This window comes from Pandoraea pulmonicola (assembly GCF_000815105.2).
Taxonomy (GTDB): Bacteria; Pseudomonadota; Gammaproteobacteria; order Burkholderiales; family Burkholderiaceae; genus Pandoraea; species Pandoraea pulmonicola.
In genome coordinates, this window is record NZ_CP010310.2 from 4,895,831 (window position 1) to 4,914,008 (window position 18,178).

Genomic DNA, 18,178 nt, shown 5'->3' on the forward strand with positions numbered 1-18,178 from the left:
GCCTCGCGCCCACCCCTTGAATAGGATGCTCAGGCAGCTGCCGGCGGTTGCTTGGCCACGTCGGCCTTCTCGACGGGCTTGTCTGTGACTTTCTCTGTCGCCGTCTTGTCGCCGCCCTTCTCCCCAGCCTTCTCGCCGCTCTTGTCGCCACTCTTCTCCGGCGCCACGTTCATTGCCGACACCGTTGCCGGCGCGCGGCTCGCGCCGTGGCTCGCCGATGCGGTCATCGCGGGCGCGCTTGCGGCGCCCGCGGCCCCCCCGGCCCCCCCGGCCCCCGTAGCGGCCGTGACGTCGCGCGCCTCCTTCGCATCCTTGCCGGGACTCGCGTCCTTCGACTCGCTCGCCGCGGCCCGCTCGGCCTTCTTCGCTTCGGACGCCGCGGCCTTGGCCGCACGCTTCTTCGCCGCCTTGGCACTCTTTTCGGCCTTCGGCTTCGCCAGTGCCGGCATCTTCTGGACTTCCTCGAGCGCCTTCTTGGCCGCCGCCTGCTCGGCCGCGCGACGGCTGGCGCCCGAACCGCCCACCTTGATGTCGAGCTTCGGCACCGTGCACTCGACCTCGAACTGCTGATTGTGTGCCGCGCCATGCGTGGCGGTCACGGTGTACTGCGGCAGCGCGATCTTGTGCCCTTGCAGGTATTCCTGCAGCAGCGTCTTCGCGTCCTTGCCGAGCGTCTTAGGATCGACATGTTCGAGCACCGGCGTGTACAGCCGCTCGATCACCGCGTAAGCCTTCTCGAAACCGCCGTCCAGGTACATCGCCCCGAACAGCGCTTCGAGCGTGTCGGCCAGAATCGACGGACGGCGAAATCCGCCGCTCTTCAGTTCGCCTTCGCCCAACCTCAGAAAATCGGAGACCCCCAGCGTCTGTGCGATCTCGTAAAGCGACTGCTGCTTGACGAGATTGGCGCGTACGCGCGACAGATCGCCCTCGTCCAGCTTGCCGTAACGGCGAAACAGGATCGCTGCGACCGAACAGTTGAGAATGGAATCGCCGAGAAACTCCAGCCGCTCATTGTTGGCGGCACTGTGGCTACGATGCGTCAGTGCTTGACTAAGCAATTCCGCATCGTGGAAACGATACTGGAGGCGTTCTTCCAGTTGATTCAGAGATTGAGGCATGGCGCAAGTATAGCGCGACGCTCCCGCCCCGGCGCGCGCCGTCGCCAAGAAACGACGGGCTCAGCCGCCGTCCGGCGGGCTTTTCAGACTCGCGGGAGGGCGATGGATCGGACATTTCCGAGGCAGCCATGCCCCGTCGCATTATTTAATTCAAAATTAAAAATAATAATGCGGAAATTGACTTTTTATTATCAATTTCCGCATCAATCAAACCCTAACGGAGAATGGTTTCCCCGGTACTCCGCACGCTTACTGGAAGCTGCCCAGACGCTTGAGGTTCGAGAAGTTCATCCAGATGAAGAACGCCCGGCCCACGATGTTCTGCTCCGGCACGAAGCCCCAGTAGCGGCTGTCCGCGCTGTTGTCGCGGTTGTCGCCCATCATGAAGTAGTTGCCCGGCGGCACCTTGCAGATCACACCCTGGCTGTTGTACTGGCAGTTCTGCTTGTTCGGGAAGTCGTCCGCGCCCATGATGTACGGCGGCACGTTCGGGTCGTTCAGGATACGGTGCTTCACACCTCCCACCGTCTCCTCGAACTGCTTGAAATAGGCGATGTGTTCGTCGTCGAAGTAATCCGGCATGGCCGTCTCGGGCACCGGCTGACCGTTCACCGTGAGCTTCTTGTTCTCGTAGGCCACCACGTCGCCCGGCACGCCGATCACGCGCTTGATGTAGTCCATCGACTCATCCTTCGGGTAACGGAACACCACCACGTCGCCGCGCTTCGGCTCGCCCACTTCGACGATCTTCTTGTTGATCACCGGCAGGCGGATGCCGTAGTCGAACTTGTTCACGAGAATGAAGTCGCCCACGAGCAGCGTCGGGATCATGGAGCCCGACGGGATCTTGAACGGCTCCACCACGAACGAGCGCAGCACGAACACGGCGAGGATCACCGGGAAGAAGCTCGCCGAGTACTCGAGCCACCAGGGCTGGCGCAGCTTCTCGTCGCGCAGGCGCGCACGTGCGCTCGCCACGGCGTTGCCGTCCTGCGAACCGGAACCCTGAACACCGGATCCCTGCAGCGCAAATTGCTGCTGGTCGAATTGCGACACGGCATCCTGCGCCGCCCGGCGGCGCGCCGGTTGAAACACCAACTTGTCGGCCACCCAGGCCACCCCGGTCACCAGCACCAGGATCAAAAGAATCAGGGCGAAATTCATGCGGGACCTGTCGCTACGTTATTTGTCTTCGACTTGCAAAATGGCAAGGAACGCTTCCTGGGGAATTTCAACGCTTCCCACCTGCTTCATGCGCTTCTTGCCTTCCTTCTGTTTCTCAAGCAGCTTCTTCTTACGCGTGATGTCGCCACCATAGCACTTTGCCAGCACGTTCTTGCGCAATGCCTTGATGTTCTCACGGGCAATGATGTTCGCACCGATCGCCGCCTGGATCGCCACATCGTACATCTGACGCGGAATGATTTCCCGCATCTTCGCCGCCACCTGGTTGCCGCGACGACGGCTCTCCGAGCGGTGCACGATGATCGACAGCGCGTCGACCTTGTCGCCGTTGATCAGCATGTCGACCTTGACCACGTCCGACGAACGGTACTCCTTGAATTCGTAATCCATCGACGCATAGCCGCGCGAGACCGACTTCAGACGATCGAAGAAGTCGAGCACGATTTCGGCCATCGGAATTTCGTAGATCAGTTTGACCTGACGTCCGTGGTACTGCATGTCGAGCTGGATGCCGCGCTTTTGCTGGCACAGCGTGACGACCGCGCCCACACATTCCTGCGGCATGTACAGATTGACGGTGACGATCGGCTCGAGGATCTCCTCGATGCGCCCCGGATCCGGCATCTTCGACGGATTCTCGACGGTGAGCGTCGTGCCATCGCGCTGGACGACCTCATAAATCACCGTCGGCGCCGTGGTAATGAGATCCATGTCGAATTCGCGCTCCAGACGCTCCTGCACGATTTCCATGTGCAGCAGGCCCAGGAAGCCGCAACGGAAGCCGAAGCCCAGCGCTTGCGAGACTTCCGGTTCGTATTGCAGCGACGCATCGTTGAGCTTGAGCTTTTCGAGCGATTCGCGCAGGGCGTCGTACTGGTTGGCTTCGACCGGATACAACCCCGCGAACACCTGTGGCTTCACTTCCTTGAAGCCCGGCAGCGGCGCCGGCGCGGGCTTGGTCGTGGTCGTCACGGCGTGCGTGACGGTGTCGCCCACCTTCGCCGCGTGCAGTTCCTTGATGCCCGAGATGATGAAGCCCACCTGGCCGGCCGACAGCGACTCGCGCTGTTGCGAACGCGGCGTGAACACGCCCACCTGCTCGACCGGATACGTCGCGCCGGTGGCCATCAGCTGAATCTTTTCCTTCGGCTTGAGCGTGCCGTTGACCACACGCACGAGCATCACCACGCCCACGTAGTTGTCGAACCACGAGTCGATGATCAGCGCCTGGAGCGGGCCGCTCGCATCGCCCTTGGGCGGCGGCACCTTGGCGATGAGGGCTTCGAGCACGTCTTCCACGCCGAAGCCGGTCTTGGCGGAGCAACGCACGGCGTCGACGGCCTCGATGCCGATGACGTCCTCGATTTCCTGAATCGCGTTCTCCGGCTCGGCCGACGGCAGATCGATCTTGTTGAGCACCGGCACGACTTCCACACCGAGCTCGATGGCCGTGTAGCAGTTCGCCACGGTCTGCGCTTCCACGCCTTGCGAGGCGTCGACCACCAGCAGCGCGCCTTCGCAGGCGGACAGCGAGCGGCTCACTTCATACGAGAAGTCGACGTGCCCCGGCGTGTCGATGAGGTTCAGGTTGTAGACCTTGCCGTCGCGCGCCTTGTATTGCAGCGCAGCGGTCTGCGCCTTGATGGTGATGCCGCGCTCGCGCTCGAGGTCCATCGAGTCGAGGACCCGGGCTTCCATTTCACGATCGGACAAACCGCCGCTCAACTGGATGATGCGATCGGCCAGGGTCGATTTCCCATGGTCGATGTGGGCGATGATCGAAAAATTGCGAATGTGGTCCATGAGGCGGGCTATAGAAAAGTCGGTGCCATGGGATTCGGCTCGGCAGCGGCTTTCGAGAGAATCGGCAAACACGATATTTTAGCCGAAAGCGCGCCCATTCCGTCTGAAATCGCGCGCATCGCAGCGTTATATCGGTAATCGCGGGAAGGTCCGGGAGTCGCTCGGAGAATGATGGTGGCGCGGCAGCGTGGCGGCCTAGTGGGCTCAAGCCGCTTGAACGGCCGGGACCACCGCGATGACGGCGGCGGCATCGAACCGGTAGCGGCACAACTCGCGCTCGTCCAGCGCCAGCACGGGCACGATCTCGTCGTACTTCGCCTCAAGCGCCGGATCGCTGTCGACGTCGACGACCGTGACGGAGAAGTCCCACGCCGGGCGCATCGCTTCGAGCGCCGCAAGCATGTCATCGCACAGATGACACCACTTGCGGCCATAAAGCGTGAGCGCCGGCGCGGTCATGGGTCAGCCGTTCGGCTTACTTGGCCTGTGTGCGTGGGCGCAGCGGCACGAACTGCGTGGCATCACCGCGGCGCACGAGAATCGGCACGAGACGCTTCGGATCCAGCGCCTTGACCACTTCCTCGAACTGCTTCGCGCTGACGATGTCGGCGTCGCCTACCCGCAGGATGACGTCGCCCTGCTGCAGGCCGGCGCGTCCCGCCGGACCTTCGGCCAGCTCGACCTGCACGCCGCCGCGCAGCTTCATGTCCTTCTTCTGCGCCTCGGTCAGATCGGATACCACCAGCCCCAGCGCGTTCGGATGCGGGGTGTCGGCGCTGCCGCTCTGGGCCTTGGAGGCCTTCGGCGCATCGGCGTCGGCTTCCGCGATCGTGATGCGCAGATCCTGGTTCTTGCCCTTGCGCAGGACTTGCAGCGTTGCCGTCGAACCCGGTTTCGTCTCGCCGACCATGCGCGGCAGATCCGTCGCGTGATCGACCGGTCGACCTTCGAACTTCATGATGATGTCGCCCGGCTGCACGCCCGCCTTCTCGGCCGGGCTACCCGGCTCGATACTGCGCACGAGCGCGCCCTGAGCGCGCGGCAGTCCCAGCGAATCGGCAACATCCTTGCTCACTTCGCTGATCGCCACGCCGATACGACCGCGCACCACCTTGCCCGTTTTCTTGAGCTGATCGGCCACGCGCATCACTTCATCGATCGGAATCGCGAACGAGATGCCCATGAAGCCGCCGGTCTGGCTGTAGATCATCGAGTTGATGCCGACGACCTCGCCGCGCATGTTGATGAGCGGGCCGCCCGAGTTGCCCGGGTTGACCGCCACGTCGGTCTGAATGAACGGCAGGTAATCGCCGGTGTCGCGGCCCTTGGCCGACACGATCCCCGCCGTCACCGTGTTCTCGAGACCGAACGGCGACCCGATGGCCACCACCCACTCGCCCACGCGCAGCTTGTTCGAGTCGCCGACCGGCACCGTGGGCAGGTCCTTGGCTTCGACCTTGACCACGGCGACGTCGGTGCGCTTGTCGGCACCGATCAGCTTCGCCTTGAACTCGCGCTTGTCGGTGAGCGTGACGTAGATGCTGTCGGCACCATCGACGACGTGCGCATTGGTGAGAATGTAGCCGTCGGCCGACACGACGAAGCCGGAACCCACGCCGCTGTTCTGCTCCTCGTCGGGCTGCGGCTGTCCACGCTTGGGCGTGCCGCCCTTCGGACCCGGTTGCGGCATGGGCACGCCGAAGAAGCGGCGGAACAGCTCGGCCATGTCGTCGTCCATGCCCGGCGGCAGGCCGCGTTGATTGCGGCTCACGCGCTCGGTCGTGCGAATGTTCACGACGGCCGGGCCGACGCGATCGACGAGCTGAGTGAAATCGGGAAGATTGGTGACGAGCGGCGCGTTCGACGCCGAAGCCGGAGCGGCAAAGGCGGCGGGCGCTCCCGCCAGTTGCGCGGCAATGGCGCCGCCAAGGATGACACGAAGCAGGAGAGTCTTCTTCATTGGAAGAGCGTGGTGCGCGATAGTCTGGGAACCCCTGAGGACGGCCAGGCATCCGACACGGCATCGTGTCTCGATGCGCCTGACTGCCCGGACCGCGCCGTCACCGGTCGCGGCCCACCCGAAAGCCGGTCACTTCGCCGGCTGTTTGTACTCGATGCTGTTGGCGAACTGTTGCAGCGTGGCCTGCGGCACTTCGCCCAGCAAGGTCAGCCAATAGTCGCCATGGCGCTTGATGAGGATGTTCGTCGCACCGGCGCTACCGTGGCCTTCCTTGCGTTCACGCGTAGCCGGCTCGATAAACACCGACAGGCCGGCCATGCCGTCGGAATATACCACCTGCTGGACTTCCAGCGGTTTGCCGTCGGCGGTCGACCGCATCGTGCGACGCACCTCGCGAACCGCCTTGAAGCCCGGCACCTTCTTGTCCACGTCGATGCTCCAGCCGGCGTCGGCCAGATGCGTCGGTGCGATCTGCGGCTTGACCACGTGCCATCCATGCGTTGCCTGGATGGCGTGCAGGATGCGCGCCTTCTCTGTCGGCACGCCGATCGAGATCTGCGAGAACGCGGCCTGCTCGAGCAGATGACCCTCAGCGTCGATGGTCTGCGCACGCAGCAGCAAGCCCGTATTGCGGTCGGCCCACAGGCGGTAACCGAAACGGTAATCGTCTCGCGGCGTGAGTTCGATCACCACGCAGTCGAAGCCGGCCATGCGTTCGTTGGGCAGCAGCTTCGGCGCGTAGTAGTCGAGGACGTCGCGATTGGGTGTGGCGAGCAATGCCGGGAACGAATCCTTGCTCTCGCGCTTTTCCTGGAAGACAGTCTTCTGCTCGGGAATCAGCGTGTAGACGTCGTCGTTCTGGCGAAGAATGCGGCGCTGACGACCGTCGAGCGTCTCCAGTTCTTCGAATTCATTCCCCTTGTCGGCAAAGTGACTGATCTTCGACGAACGCATGGTCGAGCCACGCTGATAGACGAAGGTGCCGATGTAGTTTTGCGTCTGCGCCGCGCGATGGATCTTGGTGAGCCATGCACCGACTTCGCGACGCTCGACCAACGGATCGGACGCCGACGAAGCCTGCGCCCACGCCTGCGTTTGCAGCGTGGTCGCGAGCAAGAAGGCAAAGAGGAAGAAAGTGCGCCCGAAGGGCGCACGCGGCAAGGATTCGATACTCAGGCGCTGCATTTATTCGTCCGCTTGCGCCGAGGCTCGCATGTAGGGAGAAACGCCCTGGCCGATCGGCGCCGGGGCATATTGCTGATGCGCGGCCAGATACTGGTCGAGACGCGCATCGCGCAACACGATCAGATCGTTCGGCGCACCGGCACTCGCCCCGTTGGCCGCCACGGCCGCTTGCGGCTGCTGCGTCAGCGCCACGCGCGTGAGGTTGGAGCCACCGGCGGCCGGCGTCGCGGTCTGAGCCAGCACCTGCGGCTGGGCGCCGCCTGCCGGATGATCCTGCAAACGCGGCACCACCACCCACGACAACGCAGCGACCGCCGCGGCGGCGGCGGCCGTCGGCAGGACACGGCGAACGCGCAGGAAAGGATTGATTCGCGTGACACGCGAGCCCGCCGTCTTCGCGCTTTGTCCGGCACTGGCCTGGGCATCGGCCAGTGCGGTCGGCGCGAGCAGATGCGGCTCGGCTTCGAGGCGCGCGGCGAAGGAGGCCATGAAGGCGGACTCCGAACGCGGCAGCGTCAGTTCATCGGAACGCAGTGCGTCCCCGATCAGATGGTAGTCGTCCCACAGAGGCCGGCCAGAGGTGTCGGCCTCGTCCAGCAGGGCAGCCAGCTCGTCCGGATCGAATTCCCCGTCCATCAACGCGGAAATCCGCTCGGCTTGCAGCCCCCGCTGCGTTTGCACCGTCGCTGATCCCATGATATCCCCCAACGAAAATAACTTCCCCGGCGGCGCGCTTACCAGCGCTTGCCGTCAGGCGTGTCCAGCAGCGGCCGCAACCGGCTGGCAATCGCTTCACGCGCCCGGAAAATTCGCGAACGGACAGTTCCGATCGGGCACCCCATGGCTTCGGCGATCTCTTCGTAGCTCAACCCCTCGATTTCCCGCAGGGTAATTGCCGTCCGAAGTTCATCGGGCAAAGCCTCCATCGCTGTGTTGACGGTCTGAGCAATCTGCTTGCTCATCAGCATCGACTCAGGCGTGTTGATATCCCTTAGTTGATCGGCCTCGGCAAAAGTTTCAGCTTCTTCAGCGTTCGCTTCAGTCGAAGTCGGTGCACGGCGCCCCTGCGTAGCGAGGTGGTTTTTCGCCGTGTTGACAGCAATACGATACAACCAGGTATAGAACGCCGACTCACCGCGAAACTGCGGCAAAGCACGGTAGGCCTTGATGAAGGCCTCCTGCGTCACATCCTCGACCTCGGCGGCATCGCGAACGAGCCGCGACACGAGGCGGATGATCTTGCGGTGATATTTCGCGACCAACAGCTCGAAGGCGGCTTTGTCGCCCTTTTGCACACGCTCGACGAGCGCCTGGTCGATTTCTCGTTCACTCACCTGATATGGATCCGTATTTTCTCTGAGCGGTAGACCCGGTCCGGGCCCGATTGCACCCCGGCGGCACTTGGCCGCCGTGGCTGGAAGTGTCTGTAACGCCGCACGCCCGGGCACACTCACCGGAGCGTGGGTCAGCGGGATAGGACGCCTGCGCGGCGTCCCGCGAACTTAGACGCGCTGGAAGACCAGCGAGCCGTTAGTCCCGCCAAATCCGAAAGAGTTCTTCAATGCGACGTCAATTTTCAGATCCCGCGCCACGTTTGCGCAGTAGTCCAGGTCGCACTCGGGATCCTGATTGAAGATGTTGATCGTCGGCGGTGACTTCTGGTGGTGCACGGCCAGCACGGTAAACACCGACTCCAGACCGCCCGCGCCACCCAGCAGGTGACCGGTCATCGACTTGGTCGAGTTCACCACGACCTTCTTGGCGGCATCACCCATCAGGCGCTTGATCGCAACGGTTTCGGCGATATCGCCCGGCGGCGTCGAGGTGCCGTGCGCGTTCACATAGTTCACCGCGTCGGCGTTCAGGCCAGCGTCGCGCAGCGCATTGCTCATTGCGCGTCGCGCGCCGTCGCCGTCCTCGCAAGGCGACGTCATGTGGTGGGCGTCGGCGCTCATGCCAAAGCCCGTAATTTCGGCGTAGATCTTGGCACCGCGCGCTTTCGCGTGCTCGTACTCCTCGACCATCATCACGCCAGCGCCTTCACCCAGCACGAAACCGTCGCGGTCCCTGTCCCAAGGACGGCTGGCCGTCGCCGGGTCGTCGTTACGTTCGGAGAGCGCCCTCATTGCCGCAAAACCACCGATACCCAGCGGCGACACCGTCGATTCGGCGCCACCGGCGAGCACCGCATCGGCGTCGCCGTACTGAATCATGCGAGCGGCCTGACCGATGCAGTGCAGACCGGTCGTGCAGGCCGTGACGATCGCAAGGTTCGGCCCCTTCAGGCCATACTTGATCGACAGGTGGCCGGAGATCATGTTGATGATCGAACCCGGCACGAAGAAGGGGGAAATCTTGCGCGGACCGCCTTTGAGTAGGGTGTTCTGCGTATCTTCGATCATCGGCAGGCCTCCGATGCCCGAGCCCACCAGTACGCCGATACGCTCGGCGTTCGCCCCGGTGACTTGCAGACCGCTGTCTTCAAACGCCTGAATGCCGGCGGCGAGACCGTAATGGATAAACGTATCCATACGGCGTGCATCCTGGGGCGTCAGGTATTTCGCGACATCGAAATTCTTGACTTCGCCTGCAAAGCGCACCTTGTGGGCGCTTGTATCGAACTTCGTGATGTTGGCGATACCCGAACGGCCCGCGATCAGATTCTCCCAACCTTCGGCAACAGTGTTGCCGACCGGCGAGATCAGGCCCAGACCGGTAATGACGACGCGACGACGACTCACGATACTCCCCTTCTTCTGCTGGGTCATACAAAACAAAAGCCACAGAGGCGACAGGGTTCGACCCTGTGCTCCCTGCGGCTGACAGGCGTGCCTGGCACCGGGAAACCGGTCGGCACTCCGGCCGGCCAGTGATCCGTGGACCTTAGGCTGCCGCCTGATGGGCCTTGATGTAATCGATGGCTTGTTGCACGGTAGTGATCTTCTCGGCGGCTTCGTCCGGGATTTCCGTGGTGAACTCTTCTTCCAGGGCCATCACCAGTTCAACCGTATCGAGCGAATCGGCGCCCAGATCGTTCACGAAGCTGGATTCGTTCTTGATTTCGGCCTCGGCAACGCCAAGTTGTTCCGCGACGATCTTCTTGACGCGTTGCTCAATGTTATCCATTCAAACCCTCCGGGGTAGTTAGTTCAAACAAGTGCGCGCATTTTAACAGGTTTGCCGCGCAAAGTTAGCCTGTGCCAAATAATGTTCAATACCACACAAAATCGCGCAATTTGACCACAATTTACGCGAAAAATCATCAATTCATGTACATGCCGCCATTCACGTGGAGCGTCGTGCCAGTGATGTAGCCGGCCTGCGGCGACGCGAGGAACGCCACGGCATTCGCGATGTCTTCCGGCGCACCGAGGCGGCCCAACGGGATCCGCGCCTTGAGCGCTTCGTGCTGCGCTTCGCCCAGCGCCTTGGTCATGTCCGTGTCGATGAAACCTGGCGCCACGCAGTTGACCGTAATGTTTCGACTGCCGATCTCGGCAGCGAGCGAACGCGACATGCCGGCAACACCGGCCTTGGCCGCCGCGTAGTTCGCCTGGCCCGGATTGCCGGCCGAGCCGACGACCGACGTCACGTTGATGATACGGCCGCTGCGCGCCTTCATCATCGGCTTGATGACGGCACGCGAGAGACGGAAGATCGCCTTGAGGTTGGTATCGATCACGTCATCCCATTCGTCGTCCTTCATCCGCATCGCAAGATTATCGCGCGTGATGCCGGCGTTATTGACGAGGATGTCGAGTTTGCCGTGCTGCTTGAGGATGTCGTCCAGTGCGGCTGCCACGCCCTCGGCGTCGGTCACATTCAGGACGATGCCCTTGCCGGCCAATCCGGCTTCGGCAAAGTAGGCGTCGATGCCCTTGGCACCGCCTTCGCTCGTGGCCGTGCCCACGACCGTCGCACCCTGACGGGCGAGTTCGAGGGCGATGGCGCGTCCGATGCCGCGCGAGGCGCCGGTCACCAGCGCCACGTGATTGTCGAGTTGCTTGCTCATGTCGGAAATATCCTGTCTGTGGCTTATGCCAGTTGACCGCGCACATCCGCGAGCGACGTCGGATCGGTGATCGCCAGCCCAGTCAGATTGCCATCGATGCGCTTGGTCAGGCCGGTCAGCACCTTGCCCGGCCCGCACTCGACCACCTGCGTCACGCCTTGCGCCGCGAGCCACTTCACCGACTCGACCCAGCGAACCGGCGCGGCGGCCTGACGCACGAGAGCATCCTTGATGCGCGCCACATCGGTCTCGACGGCGACGTCGACATTGTTGACGAGCGGAATCTGCGGTGCGTTGAACGTCACGTTCGCGAGATACTCGCGCAGACGATCCGACGCCGGCTTGAGCAGCGACGAATGGAACGGCGCCGACACCGGCAGCATGAGCGCACGCTTGGCGCCCGCCGCCTTGGCCAGTTCGCAGGCCTTCTCGACGCCAGCCTTCGCGCCGGCGATCACGACCTGAGCCGGCGCGTTGAAGTTGACCGCTTCCACCACGCCCGCAGCTGAAGCCTCGGCACAGACATTGCAAACGGTATCGTCATCGAGCCCGAGGATCGCGGCCATGCCCCCCTGCCCGACGGGCACAGCTTCCTGCATCGCCTGGGCGCGAAAGCGCACGAGCGGTACAGCGTCCTTGAATGCGATCACACCGGCCGCGACCAGCGCGGTGTACTCGCCCAGGCTGTGCCCGGCGACGAACGCCGGCTTGGCGCCGCGCTCGGCGAGCCATGCGCGGTACATCGCGTAAGCGGCCGTGAGCATCACCGGCTGCGTGTTGGTCGTCAGATTGAGTTCTTCGGCCGGACCTGCCGCGATGAGCTGGGCCACATCCTGCCCGAGGGCGTCCGAAGCTTCGGCCAGCGTCTCGCGCACAACAGCGTTGTCCGCGAATGCGTCGAGCATGCCAACCGATTGGGATCCTTGTCCCGGGAAAACGAAAGCGAATGTCATGGCGCTGATTTTGCAGTCAAATTCTTCAGAAACATGGCGGCGCGGTGTCGCGCGTCACCGTGACGCGTGCATGAGCGTCGCGGCACGAGCCCCGCGCCGGAACGCTTACATGCGGAACAGCACGGCGCCCCACGTAAAACCCCCGCCCACGCCTTCGATCATGACGTTCTGGCCCGGCTTGATGCGCCCGTCGCGCACCGCGACGTCGAGCGCAAGCGGAATCGAGGCGGCGGAGGTATTGCCATGCTGGTCGACAGTGACGACCATCTTGTCTTCGGACAGCCCCAGCTTGTGGGCCGTGCTCGACATGATGCGCAGATTGGCCTGGTGCGGAATCAGCCAGTCGATCGCCGACGGTTCCAGCCCAGCCTTATCCAGGGCCTCGTTGGCCACTTTTTCCAATACTCTGACGGCCAGCTTGAACACCGCCTGGCCATCCATATAGAGGAACGCTTCGCCGCGCACGGCGCCGGCGTCCACGTTACCCGGCACACACAGGATATGCGCGTAGCTACCGTCGGCGTGCAGCGCGCTCGACAGAATGCCCGGCTCGCTCGAAGCCGTGAGCACGACCGCGCCCGCACCGTCGCCGAACAGCACGCAGGTGGCGCGATCGTTGAAGTCGAGAATACGGGAGAACGTTTCGGCGCCGATCACGAGCGCGTTCTTGTACGCGCCCGAGCGGATGAAATTGTCGGCCGTGGCCATCGCGTACGCGAAGCCCGAGCAGACTGCCTGGACGTCGAACGCGGCACAGCCGTTGGTGATGCCGAGTTTGCTCTGCACGTAGCAGGCCGTGCTCGGAAACACGAAGTCGGGTGTCGAGGTCGCGACGATGATGAGTTCGACCTGCCCAGCCTCCAGTCCGGCCATCTCGAGCGCGCGCTTGGCGGCCTCCACGGCCATGTCGCTGGTCTTCTGTTCCGGTGCCGCGAAATGGCGGGCCTTGATGCCGGTACGGGTGACGATCCACTCGTCGCTCGTTTCGATGCCGCGCGTGGCGAGCTCGTCGGTCAACTGCTGATTGGTCACGCGTCGCGCCGGCAGGTAGCTGCCGGTGCCGACGACACGGGAATAAATCGCGGACTGGGTGGTCATCTTATGATCGGTTAGCGCGCCGGGACGAGGCCGTCTGACTCAGAGCGCCGGAATGGCGCTCACCGGCTTGGCGTCCTGGAGCTGGGTCTGATTCTCTTGCATGGCGCGCGACAAGCGGTCGAGCACACCGTTGCGAACTGCATCATAGCCGCGTTTGATGGCCCATTCAAACGAATAGGCGTCGGCCGAGCCGTGGCTCTTGATGACGAGTGCACGCAATCCGAGCAGCGCCGCACCATTGTAGCGACGGTGATCGACGCGATGCTTGAAGCGGGTGAGAATCGGCAGGGCGATGGTTGCGATCACTTTCGTCCACCACGTCCGGGTGAACTCCTCGCGGATCATGTCGCCAAGCATCTGCGCCAGCCCTTCCGAAGTCTTGAGTGCGACGTTGCCCACGAATCCGTCGCACACGACGATGTCGGTCGTGCCGCGATAGATGTCATTGCCTTCCACGTTGCCGTAGAAATTCAGCGTCGAGCCGCGCAGCAACTCGCCCGCCTGCTTGATGACGTCGTTACCCTTGATGACTTCCTCGCCGATGTTGAGCAAGCCGATCGACGGGCGCTCCTTCCCGTCGACCGCCGCGACCAACGCATGGCCCATTTCGGCGAACTGCAGCAGGTGGGTCGGCTCGCAATCCACGTTCGCGCCCAGATCGAGCATCGTGGTGTAGCCGCCCTTCTGATTGGGCAGCACCGTGGCAATGGCGGGACGCTCGATGCCGGGCAGTGTTTTGAGCACGTAGCGCGAGACGGCCATCAGCGCGCCGGTGTTGCCGGCGGACACGCAAGCCTGCGCACGCGCTTCCTTGACCAGATTGAGCGCCACACGCATCGAGGAGTCTTTCTTCTTGCGCAGGGCGGTCTCGACCGAGTCGTCCATGGCGACGACTTCGCTCGCATTGACCACGGACAGCCGCGGGTGATCCGTCGCACGCAGCTTCGCGAGCTGCGCGTTGATGATCTCCTGCTGTCCGACCAGCACAAGTTCGACGTCGTCGGTGGATTGCACGAAGCGCACCGCGGCCGGCACCGTCACCGATGGGCCGTGATCTCCGCCCATGCAATCGATCGTCAGGGTGACTGTCATGTCGACGTGATTGGCTTGTGGTACAGGTAACAAAAAAAGCGGCAGGATAAGTGCCGCTTTTGCCACATCGGACGATCAAACAGCGCCATGATGGGCGCGTATCGCCTGTCGGGCCGAGTTAGTCGTTCTTGGTCTTGATGACCTTGCGACCACGGTAGAAACCGTTCGGCGAGATGTGGTGACGCAGGTGCGTCTCACCCGACGTCGGCTCGACGGCGGTCGCCGGCGCGGTCAGGAAATCGTGCGAACGGTGCATGCCGCGCTTCGACGGCGACTTCTTGTTCTGTTGAACGGCCATGATAACTCCTCAAAATATCGCGAAATTTTAACACAGTTCGAGCGCCGCCCTACGGTGTCGGCCTGTTGGCCCGACCTGTGCGACTAACGCAAACATGTACTTTGGTGAGCCGGAAATCCGGCCGCACATTACTTTCCGTCCTTGTCCGGCGAGCGCTTGAGCGCTGCCAGCGCCGCGAACGGAGACGGCTTATCCTCTTCTTCGGGCGCGGGTTCCGGTTCGGTCAACCCGTCGCTGCCCGTGGCCAGACTATCGTGAACACTCGGACAAACCTCGTGCTTGGGAACGATCGGCAGGGCCAACAGCAATTCTTCCTCGATCAGTTCGCGCAGATCGAAATGTTTCGAGCCGACCAGCGCCTCGAACTCGTCTTCGTCGAGCGGACGGGCTTCGGCGGCGGCCTCGTCGCGCACGATCTCGAAGGTCGTCTCCGAGTCGAGCGATTCCTGGTACGGCGTAAGACAACGCTGGCACTCGAGCCACATCGGCCCGTTGACCGAGAGCGTCAGGAACTGCGCCACCGTCGGCTTGCCGTCCGCGCGCAGCACCTGCTTTTCAGCACCTTCGGCACGCCAGTGGAACACGTCCTTCGCATGGTCCGACGCCGAGACTTCGGCAGGCACTTCGGTTACCATGCGCGGCAACGCCGCAAGTTGCACGTCACCTTCCGCCACCCGGCCGGTACGCGCGAATTCGAACAGATCGACGATATATTCGTTCATCACGCTCATCCTTGCCTTGGCGCATCCGGCTGCGAATTCACGCCCCTGCTGGCTCGCAGCGCCTTGTCCGACACCGTTTTCCGGCTTTCGAACCCACGTCGCGCGAACTGGCGGGACCGAGCGCCAGATTGCAAAAGCCGTGAATTCTAAATAGTTTTTCGTTTCTCGTCAAACACTTAAACCCGATGACCGCACAGCCCCTGCCATCGCTGATCCTGGCTTCCGGATCACGCTATCGCCGTGAACTGCTCGAGCGCCTGCGCCTGCCGTTTACGGTCGTCGTCCCGGACATCGACGAAACACCCGCCCCCGGCGAGACGCCGCACGATACCTCGCTGCGCCTGGCCCGCGAGAAAGCGCAGGCCGTGGCCGCGCGCCACGCCGGCGCCGTCATCATCGGCTCCGACCAGGTAGCAACGTTCGAGGGCCGCCAGATCGGCAAACCGGGCAACTTCGAGAACGCCATGTCGCAACTGCGCGATATGCGCGGCAAAGTTGTCGAATTCCACTCCGCGCTGTGCGTGCACGACGCCCGCAACGGCCGGAGCCAAGCGAAGGACATCGTCACTCGCGTGAAGTTTCGCGACCTGCCCGACGACGTACTCGCCGCCTACCTGCATGCCGAGACGCCCTACGACTGCGCCGGCAGCGCCAAGTCCGAGGGTCTGGGCATCATGCTGCTCGAAACCATCGAGAACGACGACCCGACAGCCCTCATCGGCCTGCCGTTGATCGCCCTCACGACCATGTTGATGCAAGCGGGCATCGGCCTGCCCGGCCCGGGTACGCACGGAGGCCAGGCATGAGCGGCACGCTGTATCTGATTCCCAACACGCTCGGTGCGAACACGCGCGGCGGCTTGCCAGCCGTGCTGCCCGAGGACGTCCGCGCGGTCGCCGCCGGGCTGAAGTACTTCGTCGGCGAGCAGGCCAAGAGCACGCGCGCGTTCCTGAAACTGGTCGGCGTGAGCACGCCGATTCAGGAAATCGATATCCGCGAGTTGAACGTCAATACGCCGGAAGCGGCCATCGACGCCCTCCTCGCGCCCATTCTCGCAGGCGCAGATGGCGGACTCGTGTCGGAAGCGGGATGTCCGGCGGTCGCCGACCCCGGGGCGCTGCTGGTGCGTCGCGCGCATGAGAAAGGCGTGCGCGTCGTGCCGTTCGTCGGACCCAGCTCCATTCTGCTCGCCCTGATGGCCAGCGGACTGAACGGCCAGAGCTTCGCGTTTCACGGCTATCTGCCGACGGACGCGGCCGAGCGCGCCAAACGCCTGCGCGAACTGGAACAGCGCTCGCGCAAGGAAAAGCAGACGCAGATCTTCATCGAGACGCCCTACCGTAACAAGGCCATGCTCGACGCATTGCTGCAGCACTGCGACGCGTCCACGCTCCTTTGCGTAGCCGTCGACGTGACGCAGGACGATGAGCAAATCGTGACCCATCGCGTGAGAGGTTGGCCGCAGGCACGCATGGAACTCCACAAACGACCCGCGATTTTTCTGTTTCTTGCGCAGTAGCCTGTCGCGCCGAAGCCGCAAATCCCGGCGCCGAATAAGGCAGAGCCCCGCGAAAATCCAGGTTTTCGCGAGGCTCTGCCGCGATGCCTGCCCGCTACGCGTGGCTGGCCTGATTACTTGAGCGTCAGCGCCGACCCCATCATCATCGTCTTCATGGCGGCCTCCCCGACGGCCGCGCCGAAGCGTCGCGCCACCCGCTCGGGCAGGTTTTCCTTGACGGTGTAGTCGACGAGATCGGGCGCCTTGAGCACGTTTCGGGCGACCGAATCGACGGTCCCCAGGCCGTCCGCAAGTCCGAGATCGATCGCGCGCTGACCGGTCCAGAACAGGCCGCTGAACAGATCCGGATCATCCTTCAGACGATTGCCCCGGCCTTTCTTTACCGCGCCGATGAACTGCTGATGCACCTGCTCGAGCATGTCGAGCGCATAGGTCTTCTGCTGCTCGGTCTGCGGCGAGAACGGATCGAGGAAGCCCTTGTTGCGACCCGCCGTCAGCAGGCGCCGCTCGACGCCGAGCTTGTCCATCAACCCGGTGAAGCCGAAACCGTCCATCAAAACACCGATGGAGCCGACGATGCTCGCCTTGTCCACGTAGATCTTGTCTGCGGCCGCCGCCACGTAGTAGCCACCGGAGGCACAAATCTCTTCCACCACGACATACATCGGCTTCTTCGGGTATTTCGCCCGCAACCGCGCGATGTCGTCGTAAATCATGCCGGCCTGCACCGGGCTGCCACCGGGACTGTTGATGCGCAGGATCACGCCCGCAGCCGACGAATCCTCGAACGCCGACTCCAGCGCCGAATTGATTTTCGACGCACTTGCCTGACTTTCCGGGGAAATTTCGCCCGTCAACGTAACGAGCGCCGTGTGTTTGCCGGAAGCCGACCCGGTCGGGCTCGACGCGCCGTCGAAATCGAAGACCGACCAGACGATAAGCGCGAAGATCGCGAGCGTAAGCAGTCGGAAGAAGATTTTCCAACGGCGTGCAGCCCGCTGCTCGCGGATGCCGGCCATCAGCACCTTCTCGAGCATCTCACGCTCCCACGGCTTTACGGCATGGGGATCGCGACCGCCGCCACCGCCATTGCCGCCATTGCCGGCGGACGGACGACCACCTGGCGGCGGGAAACCGGGTTCAGTGCGGGACGAGTCGGGCGGCAGTGGGTCGGCCATACGTTATCCAGAAATACTTCAGTGATGAGCGATCGATACACGACGTATGGCG

19 protein-coding genes are annotated in these 18,178 nt (G+C 63.2%); 2 read left to right on the forward strand and 17 right to left on the reverse strand.

Annotation, left to right across the window (positions count from 1 at the left end; genetic code table 11):
- Nucleotides 1-29: 29 nt before the first annotated feature.
- From rnc to RO07_RS21065, 16 genes are all read right to left on the reverse strand, one after another.
- Nucleotides 30-1,121 (reverse strand): ribonuclease III, encoded by a 1,092-nt coding sequence (gene rnc, locus RO07_RS20990; RefSeq protein WP_072637226.1) that lies wholly within the window; start codon nucleotides 1,119-1,121, stop codon nucleotides 30-32.
- 249 nt (nucleotides 1,122-1,370) lie between these two features.
- Nucleotides 1,371-2,285 (reverse strand): signal peptidase I, encoded by a 915-nt coding sequence (gene lepB / locus RO07_RS20995; RefSeq protein WP_039405474.1) that lies wholly within the window; start codon nucleotides 2,283-2,285, stop codon nucleotides 1,371-1,373.
- Nucleotides 2,286-2,303: 18 nt separating this feature from the next.
- The gene (gene lepA / locus RO07_RS21000) at nucleotides 2,304-4,109 is read right to left on the reverse strand and encodes a translation elongation factor 4 (RefSeq protein WP_039405475.1); all 1,806 of its coding nucleotides are present in this window, start codon (nucleotides 4,107-4,109) and stop codon (nucleotides 2,304-2,306) included.
- A 204-nt stretch (nucleotides 4,110-4,313) separates the two neighbouring features.
- Entirely contained in the window at nucleotides 4,314-4,568 is a 255-nt protein-coding gene (locus tag RO07_RS21005) for a glutaredoxin family protein (RefSeq protein WP_039405477.1), read from the reverse strand.
- A gap of 16 nt (nucleotides 4,569-4,584) precedes the next feature.
- Nucleotides 4,585-6,069, reverse strand: coding sequence for a DegQ family serine endoprotease (locus RO07_RS21010; RefSeq protein ID WP_052266769.1), 1,485 nt, complete (start codon nucleotides 6,067-6,069; stop codon nucleotides 4,585-4,587).
- Between the two features lie 129 nt (nucleotides 6,070-6,198).
- On the reverse strand, nucleotides 6,199-7,254 hold the full coding sequence (locus tag RO07_RS21015) for a MucB/RseB C-terminal domain-containing protein (RefSeq protein ID WP_039405478.1): 1,056 nt from the start codon (nucleotides 7,252-7,254) through the stop codon (nucleotides 6,199-6,201).
- Complete coding sequence (locus RO07_RS21020) at nucleotides 7,255-7,950, reverse strand: sigma-E factor negative regulatory protein (protein ID WP_039405480.1); 696 nt, start codon at nucleotides 7,948-7,950, stop codon at nucleotides 7,255-7,257.
- 38 nt (nucleotides 7,951-7,988) lie between these two features.
- Nucleotides 7,989-8,588 carry an RNA polymerase sigma factor RpoE gene (rpoE, locus tag RO07_RS21025; protein WP_010805230.1) on the reverse strand — a complete coding sequence of 200 codons (600 nt, stop codon included), beginning with the start codon at nucleotides 8,586-8,588 and terminating at the stop codon, nucleotides 7,989-7,991.
- Between the two features lie 168 nt (nucleotides 8,589-8,756).
- The gene (gene fabF, locus RO07_RS21030) at nucleotides 8,757-9,995 is read right to left on the reverse strand and encodes a beta-ketoacyl-ACP synthase II (protein WP_039413143.1); all 1,239 of its coding nucleotides are present in this window, start codon (nucleotides 9,993-9,995) and stop codon (nucleotides 8,757-8,759) included.
- A gap of 142 nt (nucleotides 9,996-10,137) precedes the next feature.
- Nucleotides 10,138-10,380 (reverse strand): acyl carrier protein, encoded by a 243-nt coding sequence (acpP, locus tag RO07_RS21035; protein WP_039405481.1) that lies wholly within the window; start codon nucleotides 10,378-10,380, stop codon nucleotides 10,138-10,140.
- A gap of 136 nt (nucleotides 10,381-10,516) precedes the next feature.
- Nucleotides 10,517-11,266, reverse strand: coding sequence for a 3-oxoacyl-ACP reductase FabG (gene fabG, locus RO07_RS21040; protein WP_039405483.1), 750 nt, complete (start codon nucleotides 11,264-11,266; stop codon nucleotides 10,517-10,519).
- 23 nt (nucleotides 11,267-11,289) lie between these two features.
- Entirely contained in the window at nucleotides 11,290-12,219 is a 930-nt protein-coding gene (gene fabD / locus RO07_RS21045; protein ID WP_039405484.1) for an ACP S-malonyltransferase, read from the reverse strand.
- A 105-nt stretch (nucleotides 12,220-12,324) separates the two neighbouring features.
- On the reverse strand, nucleotides 12,325-13,317 hold the full coding sequence (locus RO07_RS21050) for a beta-ketoacyl-ACP synthase III (protein WP_039405486.1): 993 nt from the start codon (nucleotides 13,315-13,317) through the stop codon (nucleotides 12,325-12,327).
- 39 nt (nucleotides 13,318-13,356) lie between these two features.
- Nucleotides 13,357-14,409 carry a phosphate acyltransferase PlsX gene (gene plsX / locus RO07_RS21055; RefSeq protein ID WP_052266770.1) on the reverse strand — a complete coding sequence of 351 codons (1,053 nt, stop codon included), beginning with the start codon at nucleotides 14,407-14,409 and terminating at the stop codon, nucleotides 13,357-13,359.
- A 118-nt stretch (nucleotides 14,410-14,527) separates the two neighbouring features.
- Complete coding sequence (rpmF, locus tag RO07_RS21060; protein ID WP_039405487.1) at nucleotides 14,528-14,707, reverse strand: 50S ribosomal protein L32; 180 nt, start codon at nucleotides 14,705-14,707, stop codon at nucleotides 14,528-14,530.
- Nucleotides 14,708-14,835: 128 nt separating this feature from the next.
- Complete coding sequence (locus tag RO07_RS21065) at nucleotides 14,836-15,438, reverse strand: YceD family protein (protein WP_039405489.1); 603 nt, start codon at nucleotides 15,436-15,438, stop codon at nucleotides 14,836-14,838.
- Nucleotides 15,439-15,614: 176 nt separating this feature from the next.
- On the opposite strand from RO07_RS21065, the gene RO07_RS21070 reads away from it, so the two are divergent.
- Nucleotides 15,615-16,235: a Maf-like protein gene (locus tag RO07_RS21070; RefSeq protein WP_039405490.1), complete on the forward strand. Its 621-nt coding sequence runs from the start codon at nucleotides 15,615-15,617 to the stop codon at nucleotides 16,233-16,235.
- Complete coding sequence (locus tag RO07_RS21075) at nucleotides 16,232-16,948, forward strand: SAM-dependent methyltransferase (RefSeq protein WP_039405491.1); 717 nt, start codon at nucleotides 16,232-16,234, stop codon at nucleotides 16,946-16,948. The genes RO07_RS21070 and RO07_RS21075 overlap by 4 nt, the downstream gene beginning before the upstream one ends.
- 113 nt (nucleotides 16,949-17,061) lie before the next feature.
- Here RO07_RS21075 and RO07_RS21080 read toward each other — a convergent pair whose 3' ends face one another.
- Nucleotides 17,062-18,126 (reverse strand): S49 family peptidase, encoded by a 1,065-nt coding sequence (locus RO07_RS21080; protein WP_039405493.1) that lies wholly within the window; start codon nucleotides 18,124-18,126, stop codon nucleotides 17,062-17,064.
- Nucleotides 18,127-18,178: the final 52 nt, after the last annotated feature.